A 16,993-nucleotide genomic window follows, 5' to 3' on the forward strand; every position below is an offset into this window, starting at 1 on the left:
TTCGCAGTTTTTCAGCCTTTGTTTGTGTCTCACAAACAAAAACAAAAGATTTAATTGATGAAGTATAGATTAACACATCCAAAATTTTTTGTTTTTAAAATCTATAATAGAAGGACCTCCAGAACACCCTCCAATTTCTTCTAAATAAACATCGTCTTCATCTTGTGAAATAATAAAATTGCCAGATATATGTTTTCTTATAATTCCACTATCTAAAACATCACCTTTTTTTGCTAAAGACAATTGACCATCACCTTCGTAAATGATTTTAATGGAGGCGTCTTTAATAACAACTGTTACTTTTTCTCCCATAGAATCGCCATCCCATTCTGCAAAAGCTATATCATAACGATATTTACCATCTGCTGGAAGTTCACTTTTATCTAATTTAATAGCTATCTTCTGTATTTTAACAGGTGTTTTTGAAATTATATTTAATGAGTCATTATCTTGTTGGGAATCTTTATTTATTGAATCAGTTTGATTTGAACATGAAATCAAAATAATAACCGTCCAAATATTTAGAATAATAATTTTCATATTATATTTTACAACTTAATCCCAATAACCAAAATATCATCAATTTGTTCTAAACCATCCATCCATTCTTCAATAAAAGTGTCGAGGTAGTTTTGTTGGTCTGCCATGCCAAGGTGCTGTATGCTTAAAATCAAATCTTTAAACTTTCCAGTCATTAATTTTTTCTTTTTAACCCCACCAAACTGGTCGGCATAACCATCACTAAACAAATAAATAGTATCGCCTTTTTTTAATGAGACATTGTGTTGTTCAAACTCTTGTAAATCTTCTGTAAAACCACCAATAGCCAATTTTGTAGCTTTTATCTCTTCAATTTCTTCAGATTTATCTCTTACTATCCATAATGGGCGGTTTGCACCAGAATAGCTGATATCTATGGTTTCTCCTTCCATTTTTGCAGGTAAAGAGCACAAGCACAAATCCATACCGTCTCGGGTAGATGTAGATTCTGCAGATTGACGTAAGGCTGTTTTTACACCTTTGTTTAATTCTGCTAAAATTTGAGAAGGTTCTTTGCTAACGCTTACCGCATCATTTAATTTTTCGTGACCAATAACACTCATAAATGCACCAGGAACCCCATGTCCGGTGCAATCTACAGAAGCAATATGGATAAGTCCATCCTTGCTGTGTTTGTCAGAAAAGAAATAAAAATCACCACTTACAATGTCTTTTGATTTATAAAGTATAAAGTAGTCCTTTAGGTATTTTTCAATTTCGCTATGCGGCGGAAGAATAGCATGTTGTATACGTTTTGCATACTGAATACTTTGTTCGGTTTCTAAGTTTTTTTGCTCCAACAAAAGGCTTTTCTGTTCAATCTCCGATTTTTGAGCTAAAATTTCAACGGATTGTTGTTCTAACAAGATGTTGGCTTTCTTTTTTTGGCGAAAACTTCTGAATACAAAAAAGGCAAACAAACAAACTAAAAATAACCCTCCAACAAGAATGTAGAAATAGAACATTTTTTGTTTCAATTCTTGTTCTTTTATCTGTTTTTCGCGTTTAGCAAAATCCAATTCTTTGCCACGTTTAATGTTTTCGGCAACCGATTCTGCTAGATCTTCATTGGTTTTTGTAAGGGCAGTTTGTTTTTCTTTTAACTCTAACTCTTGAATTTTTTTGAGCATAGCCAAATGCTCTATTTCTTTAGCACTACGCTCGGCTTGAAGCATTTGTTTTTCTAAAATAGCTTTTTGTTGATCGAATTTAAGGTCCTTTATTTTTTGCTCTTGTTGAGCTATTGATAAATCTTTTTCGTTTTTTTCTTTTTCTAATTTCTGAGCCAATATTTCCGCTTCTTTCTTTTTAATTTCAGCCTCAATTAAGTCTTGTGATTGTTTTAAGAGGTAGATTTCATTCATTTTTTGGGCAGCTTCCATTTTAAGGTTTTCAATCTCAAGTTGTTTTTTGTCTTCTGCTGCTTGTGCAAGAAGTGCTTGGGTTGATTTGCTAATTCCTCTTAATTGTCGCTTAAAAAGATTTATATATATCCCATCAGAAGTAAACTCTTTCTTTTTTTTATTGAAATAAATTTTTCCAGAAGGTTTATTCAATAGAAAGCTCATAAAGTCAGTACTTATGGAGGTTGCCATGTTGTCACTCATGTTTACTTTCCAGTTCTTTAGTGTGTAAACAGTTGTGTCGGTAATTTCTCCAACATCAGTATTGACTATAATAGTGTAGTCATTAAAGTTTTCTTTTTTGAACGAAATAACGTATTCAAAACCTAGCTCTAAATTGAGATTGAAATTACCGTTAGCATCTGCTGTAGTTACATGAGTTGAAACTTCTTCTCGTTTAACTCTTATTTTAACATCAGGAATACCCTTGCCTGATTTTTCAGCTTTGCCATTGAAAACGAGCATGGCATAATTGTTTTTTCTGGAAGCTTCTTTTTTAAATCGTTTTCCTGAAGAGTCATAAATAAAATAATCACCAACAAATTCCTTATTCTTCTTTATGCCCTCAACAATAAGTAACCCATTTTTGTCGTAGTATTTTGCTAAGCCATCAATGGTGTCGTTTATATATTTTAATTCACTCTGAATTTTCCCGTTTGTATGGTACCTTATCCAAATGCCAGTTTTTTTATTATCCTTATAATATCCCTCTTCAACAATTTGGTTGGGTTTATAATCTTTAAACCAGGATTCAATTTTGTCTTGACCTAAATATACCCATCTACCTTGTTTTAAGTCATTATCATCGATAACACTTACAGTATCTCCAAAATGTAGGTTGTATGATTTAATGTTTTGACCCCGAACAAGGTTTGACAACAATAAAATAATAACCAATATGGATGAAAGCTTTTTCATTTTATTCAAAAGTAGAACGAATTTTTTAAATATCGAATTTTTTGTTGATTTAGCTCAAACCGTTCAAGGTAGGTAGTTGTAAAGTTGTTTTGATTTAATAAAAGCAACTAAGCGATTGCTGTTGGTTGTAATATAGGCTCAATAAGTTCTATAGCTTGTTTTATAGATTTTACGTTTTCAAATACCAAGGTTAATTTTTCGTTGCGTTCTTTCATGGCACAAAAACGAGGGTTGCTTTGAACATATTTTAGCACTTTGGTAAAAGAGTCGGATTGGTAGAATAGCGAGTCTTGATTGGCAATAAAATATCCAATGAGTTTTTGTTGTTTTAAGACCAATTTTTCAAACCCAGTTTTTTTAGCAATTTTCCGAAGAATTAAGGCGTTAAAAAGCTCTATAGTTTCTGTAGGAATTTCACCAAAACGGTCTTTTAATTGAGTTTTATATTGTTCAATTTGTGCTTCATTGTCTAAGTCGTCAAGTTCGCGGTAAATGGTTAAACGTTCAGCAACATTAGAGATGTAAGCATCTGGTATCAATAATTCCAAATCGGTTTCTAATTGGCATTCACGCACAAAATCTTTATTGGCTAATTCTTCAGCGTACAATTCTTTAAAGTCGCTTTCTTTCAATTCTTCAATAGCTTCTTGAAGAATTTTTTGATACATATCGAAACCAATTTCGGAAATAAAACCACTTTGTTCGGCACCTAAAAGGTTTCCCGCACCACGAATATCTAAATCTCGCATGGCAATTTGAAAACCACTTCCTAAATCTGAATATTGCTCAATGGCTGTTAGTCGTTTTCGTGCTTCGGGGGTTAATTCGTGCATTGGCGGTGCTAATAAATAGCAAAACGCTTTTTTGTTCGATCGACCAACACGTCCACGCATTTGATGTAAATCGCTTAAGCCAAAATGGTTGGCATTATTTATAATAATGGTATTGGCGTTAGAAATATCCAAACCTGATTCGATGATTGTTGTAGCTACCAATACATCATATTCGCCATCAACAAAAGCCATCATTTTCTGTTCCAATTCGTCGCCAGGCATTTGTCCGTGAGCAATTAAAACTGAAGCTTCAGGACATAAACGTTGAATCATACCTGCTATTTCTTTGATGTTTTCGATTCGATTGTTTACAAAGAAAACTTGCCCACCTCTTGAAATCTCATAACTCACCGCATCACGAATAACTTCTTCGTTAAATCCTTGCAATCTTGTCTCAACAGGTTGGCGGTTAGGTGGAGGAGTAGTAATGTTCGATAAATCACGGGCTGCCATTAACGAAAATTGTAATGTTCTTGGTATTGGTGTTGCTGTTAATGTTAATGTATCAACATTTGTTTTAATGGTTTTTAATTTGTCTTTTACCGATACACCAAACTTTTGTTCCTCATCAATAATCAACAACCCTAAATCTTTAAATTTCACATCTTTACCTACAATACGGTGCGTTCCAATTAAAATGTCAACCTCTCCTTTTGCTAGTTTTTCGAGGGTTAATTTTTGTTGCTTAGGGCTTTTAAAACGGTTGATGTAATCTACATTACAAGGAAAATCTTTAAGTCGTTTTTTAAAGGTTTTATAATGCTGTAAAGCCAAAATGGTTGTAGGAACTAAAATAGCCACTTGTTTGCTATCAGCAACAGCTTTAAAAGCTGCTCGAATAGCAATTTCTGTTTTTCCAAAACCAACATCTCCACAAATTAATCTATCCATCGGATATTCAGCTTCCATGTCTTTTTTAACATCAATAGTAGCTTTTAATTGGTCAGGGGTATCTTCATAAATAAACGATGCTTCCAATTCGTTTTGTAAATACGTGTCAGGCATAAATTGAAAACCTTTGTTCGATTTACGTTCAGCATACAGTTTTATTAAGTCGAAGGCAACTTCTTTTATTTTGGTTTTGGTTTTTTGTTTGGTTATTTGCCATTGGTTAGAACCCAATCGATTTACTTTGGGTTGAGTGCCATCTTGCCCAACAAATTTTGAAATTTTATGAAGCGAATGAATGTTTACATAAAGCAAATCGTTGTTGGAGTAAACAATACGAATAGCTTCTTGAGTTTTTCCATTTACGTCGATTTTTTCTAATCCTGAGAATCGCCCAACACCATGGTCGATGTGAGTAATAAAATCGCCAGGTTGTAAGCCATGAATTTCCTTTAAGGTTAATGATTCTCCTTTTTTATGACTATTGTTTTTTAATTTAAAGCGTTGGTAACGGTTAAATATTTGATGGTCGGTATAACAACAAATTTGTAAATCAGTATCAATAAATCCTTGATGAATAGGTAATAGCATAGATTCGACATGTAGTTCTTTGCCAATATCTTCAAAAATGGCATGTAAACGTTCCACTTGTTTACTGCTATCAGCCAATAAAATATTGGTGTAACCCTCTTTTTTGTTGGCAACTAAATTTTGGTGAAGTAGATCAAAATTCTTGTTGAATTCGGGTTGAGGTTTTTGGTTGAATATTATTTCAGTAGCATCTTTATTGAAACATTGAATACCAAATTCAATGGTGTTTTTTTTGTTGATGGTATTAAAAAAATCCTGTTTTGAGAAAAATAACTCGTTGGGTTTCGCATGATTAATAGGTGAGTTTTCCACTTTAGTGTAAGCCTCTAAAATTTTATCAAAATTTTGGTCGAGCAAATTGGCAGTTAATTCAATGTTGTTGAACCAAAAAAGTGTTGAATTGGGTAAATAGTCAATTAACGACTCTCTTCCTTCAGTAACAAGGCTAGTTTGTAAATTGGGGATGATAGAAATTTTATCAAAATTTTTGATGCTTAATTGCGAAACAGGGTCGAAAGTTCTAATGGATTCAATATCGTTTCCAAAAAACTCAATTCGATAAGGGTTATCGTTAGAAAATGAGAACACGTCAACAATACCTCCACGAATAGAAAATTGACCGGGTTCAATAACAAAATCTTCACGTTCAAAACCATATTCGTAAAGTACTTCATTAATAAACTCAATAGAAAATTGCTCACCAATACCAATTTTAAGCGTATTTTTTTCGAGATTTTTTTTTGTTACTACTTTTTCAGCTAAAGCTTCGGGGTAGGTTACTATAATGTTTGGCGATGCTGGGTTGGCTAAAGCATTGAGTACTTCTGCTCTCAATAATACGTTAGCATTATCGGTATCATCAACTTGATAGGCTCTTTTATAGGAAGCTGGAAAAAACAAAACATTTTCTTCGCCAACAACACTTTCTAAATCGTTTAAAACATAAGCAGCTTCTTCCTTGTCGTTTAACACAAAAAGCTGGTTTAACGGAAATTTTTGATAAACCGTGTTGCTCACAAAAGACACCGAAGAGCCAACCAATCCTTTTAAATAAAGTTGAATAGACGCATTGTTTTCAATGGTTGAAACAATTTTTTTTAATTGAGAAGAATTGCTAAATATGGATTTTAACTCAGGGATATTCATTAACACAAAAGTAACATTAAATCAATTAAATGGTGGCTTAAATTTGCCCAGATAGTGCCTAAATTAAATTTATTTATACCTTAGCAGTATGCAAAAAATCTTTTTAATAGTTGTGTTTGTTTCGAACTGTTTGGTAAGTTATTGCCAAACTAAAGATAGTGTAGAGGTGAAAGCAAGACACATGGAGTACAGCGACTTTATTGCAAAATATTCAATTAACGATACTTCGTCAACGGTAATTAATATTTTTTTTGATAAAAAGAGCAATTCTGCATTGGGTCAAATGTCGATGTTCCCGATAACGGCAGCTTTGTATCCTGTCCTACCAATTTTTAGTGTAGGTTTGTCGGTTGTTAGCTTTCCATTTTTTGTAAATGGTTCTATGATGTTAATTAAATACCGAAAAAGTAAACTTAAACAAGTGCTGATTGAGTACAAAGAAACACGCCAACTGCCAAATTGGGTTCGAAAAAAAGTGAATAAATCACTTGATTATGGACGGTTTGATGAGGAATAGATTACTTCAAAACTTCTTCAAGTTTTTTGTGCAAATCCTCGCCTCGCAGGTTTTTTGCTATAATTACACCTTCTTTATCTAACAAAACTGAATGAGGAATAGAGTTAACACCATACAATTTAGCAGCTGCATTACTCCATCCTTTTAAGTCGCTAACGTGCTTCCATGTTAAACCATCTTTTTTGATGGCTTCTAACCACTTGTCTTTGTTTTCATCTAAAGAAACACCAAAAATGTCAAAACCTTTTTTATTGAATTTTTTGTAAGCTGCAACAACATTAGGGTTTTCAGCTCTACATGGTCCACACCACGAAGCCCAAAAATCGATAAGCACATATTTGCCTTTAAATGAAGATAGAGCAATTGGATTGCCATCAGCATCATTCATAGAAAATTCAGGAGCAGGAGAGCCAACTTGAGAATTTTTAAGAACAGCTAAGCGGTCAGTAATATTAGTGGTATAAATCGATTTTTTAGCATCATCCTTAAAAGAAGCTACCAATGATTCTATTTGAGGAATTTCATAACCACTCAACAAATATCTTAAACTCAAATAAGGAGCGACAACTGATGAATTGTTTTTTGCTATAAACTCTTCTATGTAAACATTTTTAACAGAGTCAGCGGCGTAATATTCTGTATCAATGCTTTTCATGGCTTCTTCATCGCCTTTGTCTTCAGCTTCATAGTATCGATCAACTATTCCGTTCATGATTGCTTCATGAGATTTAAGACCAGTTTTAAAGTCATCTACAATTTTTTGAGAAGCCGAGCCTACAATTTTAATACTATCAGGACTAGCTAAAGATCCTGTAATTTGAATGGTGTTATTTTCAACAAAAACAGGAAACATTTCTTTTCCATCATTAAAACTTACATATCTTACTTCAGGTAATACTAATTCGCCTTTAAAAGAAAACACTCCATCTTTTACGTCTGCCGAATCAATTTTTAACATTTCACCTTCTTTATATTCCGATAAATAAGCTTTTTGGTAAGTTAATCCGGTTATCGAAGCTTGTAATTCAAATCCAACTTCTTTGGCTTCTTTTGGCTCATCATTACCACCACATGCCATTAAAAATAATGTTGTTGCTATAAATAATGCTGGTAAAATTGATTTAGTTTTCATTCGGTATGAGTTTTATTTTTTTGTGAAATTAAATAAAATATTACCTCAAAATAAATAACAAATAAACTGTTTTTTGGAATCCTAGATAATAATTAAGATTCTTTTGAGAAGAATGTTTATGTGTCTAATAATATTTATATTTGGTTATATCAAAAAAAGGATACCTATATGGAAATTGAAGTTGAAAAAAAGGACTCAAAGTGTTCAAATTGTTTTGAAAGTATTGAATTAAATGCTTTTTTCTGTTCTTCTTGTGGTTACCCTGAGAATGGAACAGATAAAGAAAAGTCTGTCTTTCATGCGAACAACGTTATGGAAAAGAATAAGCATTTTGATGCTGATAAAGTAGTTAAATCAGCTAGAACTACTTTATTTGTTATGTCTGGAATTACCTTTCTTTCTGGTGTCGTATTTTATTTTCTTTCAAAAGAATTAGCTGTTTTAATAGTGAATATTATTTTAACTGTAATATATGTTGCTCTTGGTTTTTGGTCTAAGAAAAAGCCATTAGCAGCTATTTTTTCAGGGTTAGTTTTATATGTTACAGTAATAGTGTTAAATGGATTAATTGATCCTTCAACAATATTTAAAGGTATAATTCTTAAAGGAGTTGTTTTGTTTTATTTAGGAAAAGGGCTTTATTCTGCTAAAGCAGCTCAAAAAAATAATGAAAGAACAAGTTGATTTGATAAAATGTAAAAACTGTAATGAAGAATTTCAATTACCTGTAAAATTCTGTTCAAGATGTGGTTCTAAAGTAAATGTGGAAAAAGATTTGTCGACTTATTTGACTAAATCTCTGATTTTTTATTTTGTAAATATCTTGTATTTAATTGGGGTGTACATAACTATGCCACAAAAGTCCCAATTTTTATATGAGCTGTTTATTGAAATGACTTTTGCCATCATTGTTTTTATTTTCATGTTGATGGATCTTCGTAAAATCATCGATTTATTTATAATTAAAAAAATTCCGTATAAAATAATAGGGTTCACTCTTATTTTTCCAATTATTAGTTCGTTGATAGTTCATTTCAGTATGAATGAGATTAATATTTTTCTTTTTGATGACAAGTATAATTGTTATCAAAAATATTCAGAATTTGATTACCCGATTTTTTGGTCTGTAATTTTTATTTCTGTTACCCCTGCAGTATTCGAAGAGATAGGTTTTCGAGGTTTTTTGTATAATCAACTTATTAATGTATCTAGCCCTTGGGTTACGATATGTTTAACTTCTTTTTTGTTTGCGTTAATTCATTTGTCTTTTATATCTTTTTTATGGATCTTTCCCTTTGGCATTGTGTTGGGATACATTAGGTATAGATTTAAAGTGATATGGTTAGGAATGATTATTCATTTTCTTCATAATTTATTTATACTTTATTTAGATTATTTACATTATAACAACATAGGGTTTAATTCACTTTAGTTATGGTTTAAAAGTTAATTGAAAGAAGTAATCATATTTAATTTAAAAAAATGTAAATTTGTTAACATATTTATGCTTAATGTTTTAAAACATATCACAGCTTATTTTTTAGTACTATTAATGTTAGTAGCGTCTGTTAATGTTAGTGTTACTAAAATGACTTGTCTATTAAGTGGTAAGGTAAAATACAGTTTAGAAAAAATGGAAGATTGTGCTCCAGTTAAAGGAAACAACACCATTTCGAAAAAATGTTGTGATTTTGATAAAATTACCCTCGATTATGATTACGATACTGTAGTTAAAGTAACATCATTTGATGCTTTGACATTTTTAGTTGTGTTTACCAAAGTATTAGTAACTGAATTTGATGGAGTTAGCTCATCCAATTTAGTTAATTTTTATTCCAACTCTTCACCACCACTCGGCGGGTACAGTTTATTAAAACTTATACAAGTATTTAGATTATAACCGATAATGAATTTGGTAGTCCTCAGAGGCTATAAAATCATTAATAGTATTTACTAAAGGTTATAATTATGAAATCAATTAAAATAGCAAGTTTATTTCTGCTGATTTTGCTCTTAAAAAGCGGTTTTTCGCAAAAAATATCGGGTAAGGTTTTTGAAGAAATAAGGGAAGAATCAAAAAATAGACAAGAATCTATACCAGGGGCAAATGTGTATTGGCAAAATGTACAAGGAGGAACTGTTACTGATGTAGACGGTAATTTTGAGATAGATGCTCCAACTAATTTTCCAGCCACATTAATCATCAGTTATGTTGGTTATCAGACCGATTCGATTGTGGTAAAAAAAATTGAGAATAGTCTCAAGATAAAACTAAAAAAAGATATCCAATTAGCCGTTTTTGAAATCGCTGAACGTGAAAAAACAAGTTCAGTAAGTTTAGTTTCGCCCATTCATGTCGAAACACTTTCTTCAAAAGAATTAACCAAAGCAGCGTGTTGTAATATTTCGGAAAGCTTTGAAACCAATGCTTCTGTAGATGTTAATTTTACTGATGCCGTATCAGGAACCAAAAAAATTCAGATGCTAGGTTTGGATGGTTATTATACTCAAATTCAAATTGAAAACATGCCGTTTGTACGAGGGTTGTCGTCGGCATATGGATTAACGTTTGTACCAGGAACTTGGGCTCAATCTATCCAAATTAAAAAAGGAGCAGGTTCTGTGATAAATGGTTATGAATCTATTATTGGTCAAATAAACATAGAACTACAAAAGCCTGAAGAATCGGATCGTTTTTTTGTGAATGGTTACATAAACATGTTTGGGAGAGCTGAATTAAATGTTCATGCTGCTCAAAAATTGAATACAAAATGGAGCAATATGCAGTTTGTTCATGTGAGTAACCAATCTCCTCAATTAGACAATAACAACGATAGCTTTTTGGATAATCCAATAAAAACACAATACAATATTTTTAATAGATGGAAATATAGCGGAGAAAAACGTGAGTCACAAATTGGAATTAGAGGGGTTTATGAAGATTTAAAGGCTGGACAATTTAAAATTACTGATGTTCAAAATCCGTTTAAAATAAATGTAGAAACCAAACAGTTGGAATTGTTTTCTAAAAATGGTTTTTTGTTCCCTAAACAGCCATATAAAAGCATAGGTGTAATATCTACTGTTCGATATCATGAACACAATTCTAATTATGGGTTAAAGAAATATAATGCTATTCAAAAAAGTGGGTATTTAAACACGATTTATCAAACTATTATTGGAAATACCGACAACACCATTCGAATGGGAGGAAGTTTGGTTTTTGATGATTTTCAGAACAACTTTAACGATTCGTTGTTTAGCAGAGAAGAAGTGGTTCCGGGTATTTTTACGGAGTTTAGTTTGGTTAAAGACAAAACTTCGTTAGTTGTGGGGTTGCGTTACGATTATCATAATTTATATGGTGATTATATTACGCCAAGGGTTCATTACAAATACAATTTAACTGAACTAACTGCTTTAAGGTTTTCGTTAGGGAGAGGTTATCGAACAGCTAACCCATTAATAGAAAGTGCATCGGTAATGTCGAGTTCAAGAAGAGTTGTTTTAGCTACAAATTTAAAACCAGAAGTTGCTTGGAATTATGGAACGAGTTTAACGCATAAGTTTACTGCTCTAAAAAAGGACATGACACTTGATTTTGATTATTATTTCACTGATTTTGAAAATCAGGTAGTAGTTGATGTTGAAAACCCTAGAGAGGTTGCTTTTTATAATTTAACTGGTAAATCATATTCTCACAGTTTTCAAGCAGAATATAGTATTAATTTAACCAAACAAATTGAGTTTAAAACGGCTTACAAGTTTTACGAAATTAAAACTGATTATAGAGCAGGATTAAGGGATAAACCACTTGTTCCAAAACATAGGGTTTTAGCCAATGTTGCCTATTTTACTAATTTCGATAAGTGGAAATTTGATGCTACTATGCAATGGTTTGGAGTGAGTCGACTACCTTCAACAACAGCTAATTTACCCGAAAATCAGCTAAAGAATGTTTCTAACGCATTTATAACCATAAATACTCAAGTAACCAGAGCGTTTAGAAAGTTTGAAGTGTATTTAGGGGTAGAAAATGTAACCGATTTTAAACAGTCATCACCTATCATTGCTTCAAATCAACCATTTGGTTCGGAATTTGATGCTTCAATGATATGGGGTCCGATTAACGGACGGATGGTTTATACCGGATTTAGATATAATATAAAATAGTAATAATTATAAAAATGTAAAAAAATGAAAAATGTAATTCAATCAATTCTTGTACTTGTAATAATGAGTACTACTGCTTTTGCTCAAAAAGCAAATGATTTAGAAAAAATAAGCATTAAAACTTCGGCTCAATGCGAAATGTGTAAACAAACCATAGAAAAAGCAATGGCTTACGAAAAAGGAGTTAAAACTTTTAATCTTGATGTTGCAACGGCTACTTTAACTGTGGAGTATGTAGCTAAAAAAACTTCGGCAGAAAAAATTAGAGAAGCAGTAAGTAAAGTTGGTTACGATGCAGATGATGTTCCAGCAGATGAAAAGGCTTATAATAACTTGCCCGATTGCTGTAAAAAGGGAGGTCATTAATTAATAAGAGGGCTATCATTGATAGCCCTCTTATTATTTTGTTGATGTTGTTTTAGTTTTTTGTTGCAGACGAAGATTTTACAGGTCTTGTTTTTGGAGCTATTACAGGATTGCTCTCAGCAGTTAAGTAAGCTCTATATTTTGTATACTGTTCTTCAGTTAGGAGTTTCTTTGCTTCAGCATCAGCTTCATCATTCAGTTGTTTTCTTTCTTCATCAGTTTTAGCATTTGACATTAATCCAAAATACTTTTCATTAATGATTCTTGCCTTTGCTGCTTGCTCATTAGATAATTCTAAATGAGTTATTATTTTTTCAATTCTTGCTTGATTCTCAGCTTTTTGTTCAGCAGTTTGTGCAGAACTAAAAGTTACCATTGCAATCATGGCAAATAAAGTTAATCCAATTTTAATAGCTTTCATAATTCTAATTTTAAGTTGTTTGAGTGTTAAAAATACAATTTCTTTTTTACATATAGATAACTTAGATACCATTTTTATGCTACAAAAGCAGCGTGATTTTAATCATTTTTAACAAATCACATCTAATTTCATGCAATACATCTTTAAATAAAAGGTTAGAAGTAGGTATTTAAAATATCAGTAACTTTGAACATCTTAAAAAGAACTAAATGACGTCTTATAAGGCAGGGAAACTTTTAGAGCAGGTTAATTTACCTACAGATTTACGTGAGAAAATCACTGAAGATGAATTGCAACAGTTTTGTGAAGAACTACGCGATTTTATTATTGATGTAGTTTCAAAAAAGGGAGGTCATTTTGGAGCAAGTTTAGGAGTTGTAGAGCTTACGGTTGCACTTCATTATGTTTTTAATACTCCATACGATAAGCTGGTATGGGATGTTGGGCATCAAGCATATGGACATAAAATTTTAACAGGAAGAAGAGAACAATTTCATACCAACAGAATTTATAAAGGGATTAGTGGTTTCCCAAAACCATCTGAAAGTGAATACGATTCTTTTGCCGTTGGACATTCTTCAACCTCAATTTCTGCTGCTTTAGGAATGGCTGTTGCTTCTCGTCAACAAAATGAAGATAGACAACATGTTGCCATTATTGGAGATGGCTCAATGACTGCAGGTTTAGCATTTGAAGGATTAAATCATGGTGGTGTTGAAAATACCAATTTGTTGGTGGTGTTGAATGATAATTGCATGGCTATTGACCCAAATGTTGGGGCTTTAAAAGAATATTTAACTGATATCACTACATCACATACTTACAATAAAGTAAAAGATGAGGTATGGAATTTGTTGGGATTGGTGAGTAAATTTGGACCAAATGCTCAAGCGATTGCACAAAAAATCGAAAATGGAATAAAATCTACCTTGTTAAAACAAAGTAATTTATTCGAATCGTTAAACTTTAGGTATTTCGGTCCAATAGATGGACATGATGTAAATCACATGGTAAAAGTCCTAAACGATTTAAAAGACATTCCTGGGCCAAAAATTCTACATTGTATCACCGAAAAAGGAAAGGGTTACAAGCCTGCCGAAGATGGAGATTCCACACAATGGCATGCACCAGGTATTTTTAATAAAGAAACAGGTGAGATTATAAAAATTACGCCAAAAAATCCCGAGCCTCCTAAATTTCAGGATGTGTTTGGACATACCATTGTTGAATTAGCTGAGAAAAACGAAAAAATTGTTGGAGTAACTCCTGCAATGCCTTCGGGTTGTTCGTTAAATATTATGATGAAAGCCATGCCTGACAGAGCTTTTGATGTTGGTATTGCTGAGCAACACGCTGTAACTTTTTCTGCTGGAATGGCTGCTCAAGGTTTGATTCCTTTTTGCAACATTTACTCATCGTTTATGCAACGAGCGTACGACCAAGTTATACACGATGTGGCATTGCAAAAATTACATGTGGTATTTTGTTTAGATAGAGGGGGATTGGTTGGTGCTGATGGAGCAACACATCATGGAGCTTATGATTTGGCGTATTTTAGATGTATCCCAAACATGATAGTTTCTGCTCCACTCAATGAAGAAGATTTGAGAGATTTAATGTATACTGCTCAGGCTGAAAATCATGGTCCTTTTTCTATTCGTTATCCGCGAGGAAATGGTTCAATGGTGGATTGGAAAACGCCTTTTAAGAAAATTAAAATTGGGGAAGGAAAGCGTCTGAAAAATGGAAATGATGTGGCAATACTTTCGATTGGAGCAATAGGTACAGAAGCAATAAATGCAATTGAGGTGTTAGAAAAAGACGGGTTGAGTATCGCTCATTACGATATGCGTTTTGTAAAACCTATTGATGAATTGTTGTTACACGAAGTATTTGCCAAATTTGATAAAGTTATTACGCTTGAAGATGGATGTGTAATGGGTGGAATGGGTAGTGCAGTATTGGAATTTATGGCAGACAACAATTATAAAGCTACAGTGAAACGCCTGGGTGTGCCCGATAAATTTATAGAGCATGGTACTCAAAACGAATTGTACAACGAATGTTTTTATAATGTTGATGCGATTGTAAAAACGGTAAAGTCGATGGTGCAACAATCACTAAACAAGGCTTTAGCATAATAGCGTGTCGAAAATCAATTTAAATATACAAGATAAAAATACGTGGCTGACTAAAACAAAGCCATGTGTTATTTCTGGTCCTTGTAGTGTAGAAAGTCCTGAACAAGTTTTAAAAACAGCACAATTAGTTGCCGAAAGTGGCAAAGTTTCTGTCTTACGTGGAGGAATTTGGAAGCCACGAACACGACCAAATGCGTTCGAAGGAGTTGGAAGTGTTGGCTTAAAATGGCTAAAAGATGCTGGTTTGGCTGTTGGATTACCAGTAGCAACTGAAGTTGCCAATGCTCAACACGTAGAAGAATGTTTGAAAAATAACATTGATATTTTGTGGATTGGTGCTCGAACAACTGTTAACCCATTTTCAGTGCAGGAAATTGCTGATGCCTTAAAAGGTGTGGATATTTCTGTTTTAATTAAAAACCCGATAAACCCCGATTTAAATTTGTGGATCGGAGCTATTGAACGTATTAATGCCGTTGGAATTACAAAAATAGCAGCTATTCATAGAGGTTTTTCTTCATTTGATAAAAACACTTACCGCAATGCTCCTATGTGGGAATTACCCATAGAATTAAAAATGCTTTGTCCTGATTTGCCTATGTTGTGCGACCCTAGCCATATTGCGGGCGATAAAATGTTGATTCAGGGAGTTGCTCAAAAAGCGTTAGACATGGAAATGGATGGGTTAATGATTGAAACACATCACAATCCTACTATTGCAAAAAGCGATGCCGAACAACAATTGACTCCAGCAGAACTCTTGTTGTTGTTAAACAACTTAACGGTACGAGAAAAGCTTTGCCAAAACCAAGAATTGATTTCGCACATTGAACAATTACGAGTGGTTATTGATGAGTTAGATGAAGAATTGATTAATAAATTTGCCTCACGAATGGCAATTATTGAAAAAATTGGAGTCTATAAAAAAGAGAACAATATTACGATACTTCAATTGGATCGTTGGGAGAAAATTTTAAACAACCGAACTTTTTTAGCCGAAAAAGTAGGGCTGAGCCACGATTTTATTCGAAAAATGCTTGAACTAATACACGACGAAAGCATACGAATTCAAACAAAGGTGATGAATAATGTAGATAAGTAGAGACGGATAATTATCCGTCTCTACGGTTTTATTTAATTATCCAATCCTTTCAGTATGCGAATAACAAGTGGCATTATCACCTCTACAAAAACCTAACAAGGTAATGCCTAATTCTTTGGCGAAATCTACCGCTAGGGTAGAAGGTGCAGAAACTGCGGCTAAAATGCCAATTTTTGCAGCAAAGGACTTAATTACAATTTCGTACGATATTCTTCCACTTACTACAATGCAACAAGCTTGCTTTAAGTTGTCTGCAATAATAAGGTCTCCAATAACCTTATCCACAGCATTGTGTCTGCCTATATCTTCCATAATGGAAAGTAACTCTCCATTTTTATTAAAAGCTGCCGCAGCGTGTGAGCCACCTGATTGTAAAAAAGTATGTTGCCCTTTTTTCATTTGCTCAAACATACTGGTTAAAGTTGCATGAGAAATGGTGTATTCAGGAATTTTATCGTGGTGTTGCACCAACTCGTCCAATTCTTTTTTACCACAAATTCCGCACGACGAAACCGATAAAAAATTCCTGCTGTTTAAATAACCTTTTCCTAATAATTTTTCATCGACTGTAACATTTGCAATAGAGGTATTTTCTTCCTCTTTAAGCGTAATGTTAAGATGTTGCAGGGTATTTCTATAAATGTCTTCAGAGTACAATAAACCAGTAATGAGTTGCTCATCGTTGCCTGGCGTTCGCATGGTAACGGTAAAGGGTTCGTTGTTGATGCAGATTTGTAATGGTTGTTCAACGGTCAAATTATCGTTCACCATAATGGTTTTGGTGGTGGTAAATTTTTTAGCTTGGTAATTATCGAACGCCAT

The 16,993-nt window shown here is 32.9% G+C and carries 14 protein-coding genes; 8 read left to right on the top strand and 6 right to left on the bottom strand.

Going from position 1 to position 16,993, the window contains the following annotated elements; genetic code table 11:
- Positions 1-69: 69 nt before the first annotated feature.
- The 3 genes from H6589_00895 to mfd form a co-directional block, all read right to left on the bottom strand.
- The gene (locus H6589_00895) at positions 70-540 is read right to left on the bottom strand and encodes a hypothetical protein (protein MCB9173144.1); all 471 of its coding nucleotides are present in this window, start codon (positions 538-540) and stop codon (positions 70-72) included.
- 8 nt (positions 541-548) lie between these two features.
- The gene (locus tag H6589_00900) at positions 549-2,861 is read right to left on the bottom strand and encodes a SpoIIE family protein phosphatase (GenBank protein MCB9173145.1); all 2,313 of its coding nucleotides are present in this window, start codon (positions 2,859-2,861) and stop codon (positions 549-551) included.
- Positions 2,862-2,968: 107 nt separating this feature from the next.
- Positions 2,969-6,319 (bottom strand): transcription-repair coupling factor, encoded by a 3,351-nt coding sequence (gene mfd, locus H6589_00905; GenBank protein MCB9173146.1) that lies wholly within the window; start codon positions 6,317-6,319, stop codon positions 2,969-2,971.
- Positions 6,320-6,407: 88 nt separating this feature from the next.
- Between mfd and H6589_00910 the strand changes: the two genes are divergently transcribed.
- Entirely contained in the window at positions 6,408-6,836 is a 429-nt protein-coding gene (locus H6589_00910; GenBank protein ID MCB9173147.1) for a hypothetical protein, read from the top strand.
- Between the two features lies 1 nt (position 6,837).
- Here H6589_00910 and H6589_00915 read toward each other — a convergent pair whose 3' ends face one another.
- A complete protein-coding gene (locus H6589_00915; GenBank protein MCB9173148.1) occupies positions 6,838-7,968 on the bottom strand; it encodes an AhpC/TSA family protein in 1,131 nt (376 codons plus the stop codon).
- Positions 7,969-8,136: 168 nt separating this feature from the next.
- On the opposite strand from H6589_00915, the gene H6589_00920 reads away from it, so the two are divergent.
- From H6589_00920 to H6589_00940, 5 genes are all read left to right on the top strand, one after another.
- On the top strand, positions 8,137-8,652 hold the full coding sequence (locus H6589_00920; protein MCB9173149.1) for a hypothetical protein: 516 nt from the start codon (positions 8,137-8,139) through the stop codon (positions 8,650-8,652).
- Complete coding sequence (locus tag H6589_00925; protein ID MCB9173150.1) at positions 8,636-9,400, top strand: CPBP family intramembrane metalloprotease; 765 nt, start codon at positions 8,636-8,638, stop codon at positions 9,398-9,400. The genes H6589_00920 and H6589_00925 overlap by 17 nt, the downstream gene beginning before the upstream one ends.
- 120 nt (positions 9,401-9,520) lie before the next feature.
- Positions 9,521-9,868 (top strand): hypothetical protein, encoded by a 348-nt coding sequence (locus H6589_00930; GenBank protein MCB9173151.1) that lies wholly within the window; start codon positions 9,521-9,523, stop codon positions 9,866-9,868.
- A gap of 68 nt (positions 9,869-9,936) precedes the next feature.
- On the top strand, positions 9,937-12,141 hold the full coding sequence (locus H6589_00935; GenBank protein MCB9173152.1) for a TonB-dependent receptor: 2,205 nt from the start codon (positions 9,937-9,939) through the stop codon (positions 12,139-12,141).
- Between the two features lie 24 nt (positions 12,142-12,165).
- Positions 12,166-12,507: a heavy-metal-associated domain-containing protein gene (locus tag H6589_00940; GenBank protein MCB9173153.1), complete on the top strand. Its 342-nt coding sequence runs from the start codon at positions 12,166-12,168 to the stop codon at positions 12,505-12,507.
- Between the two features lie 52 nt (positions 12,508-12,559).
- On the opposite strand, the gene H6589_00945 is transcribed toward H6589_00940, so the two are convergent.
- Positions 12,560-12,928, bottom strand: a complete 369-nt coding sequence (locus H6589_00945; GenBank protein MCB9173154.1) for a hypothetical protein — start codon at positions 12,926-12,928, stop codon at positions 12,560-12,562.
- Positions 12,929-13,137: 209 nt separating this feature from the next.
- On the opposite strand from H6589_00945, the gene H6589_00950 reads away from it, so the two are divergent.
- Positions 13,138-15,069, top strand: coding sequence for a 1-deoxy-D-xylulose-5-phosphate synthase (locus H6589_00950; GenBank protein ID MCB9173155.1), 1,932 nt, complete (start codon positions 13,138-13,140; stop codon positions 15,067-15,069).
- Between the two features lie 4 nt (positions 15,070-15,073).
- On the top strand, positions 15,074-16,171 hold the full coding sequence (locus tag H6589_00955) for a bifunctional 3-deoxy-7-phosphoheptulonate synthase/chorismate mutase type II (protein MCB9173156.1): 1,098 nt from the start codon (positions 15,074-15,076) through the stop codon (positions 16,169-16,171).
- A 36-nt stretch (positions 16,172-16,207) separates the two neighbouring features.
- On the opposite strand, the gene fdhD is transcribed toward H6589_00955, so the two are convergent.
- Positions 16,208-16,993, bottom strand: coding sequence for a formate dehydrogenase accessory sulfurtransferase FdhD (gene fdhD, locus H6589_00960; protein MCB9173157.1), 786 nt, complete (start codon positions 16,991-16,993; stop codon positions 16,208-16,210).

This window comes from Flavobacteriales bacterium (assembly GCA_020635795.1).
Lineage (GTDB): Bacteria > Bacteroidota > Bacteroidia > Flavobacteriales_E > Vicingaceae > Vicingus.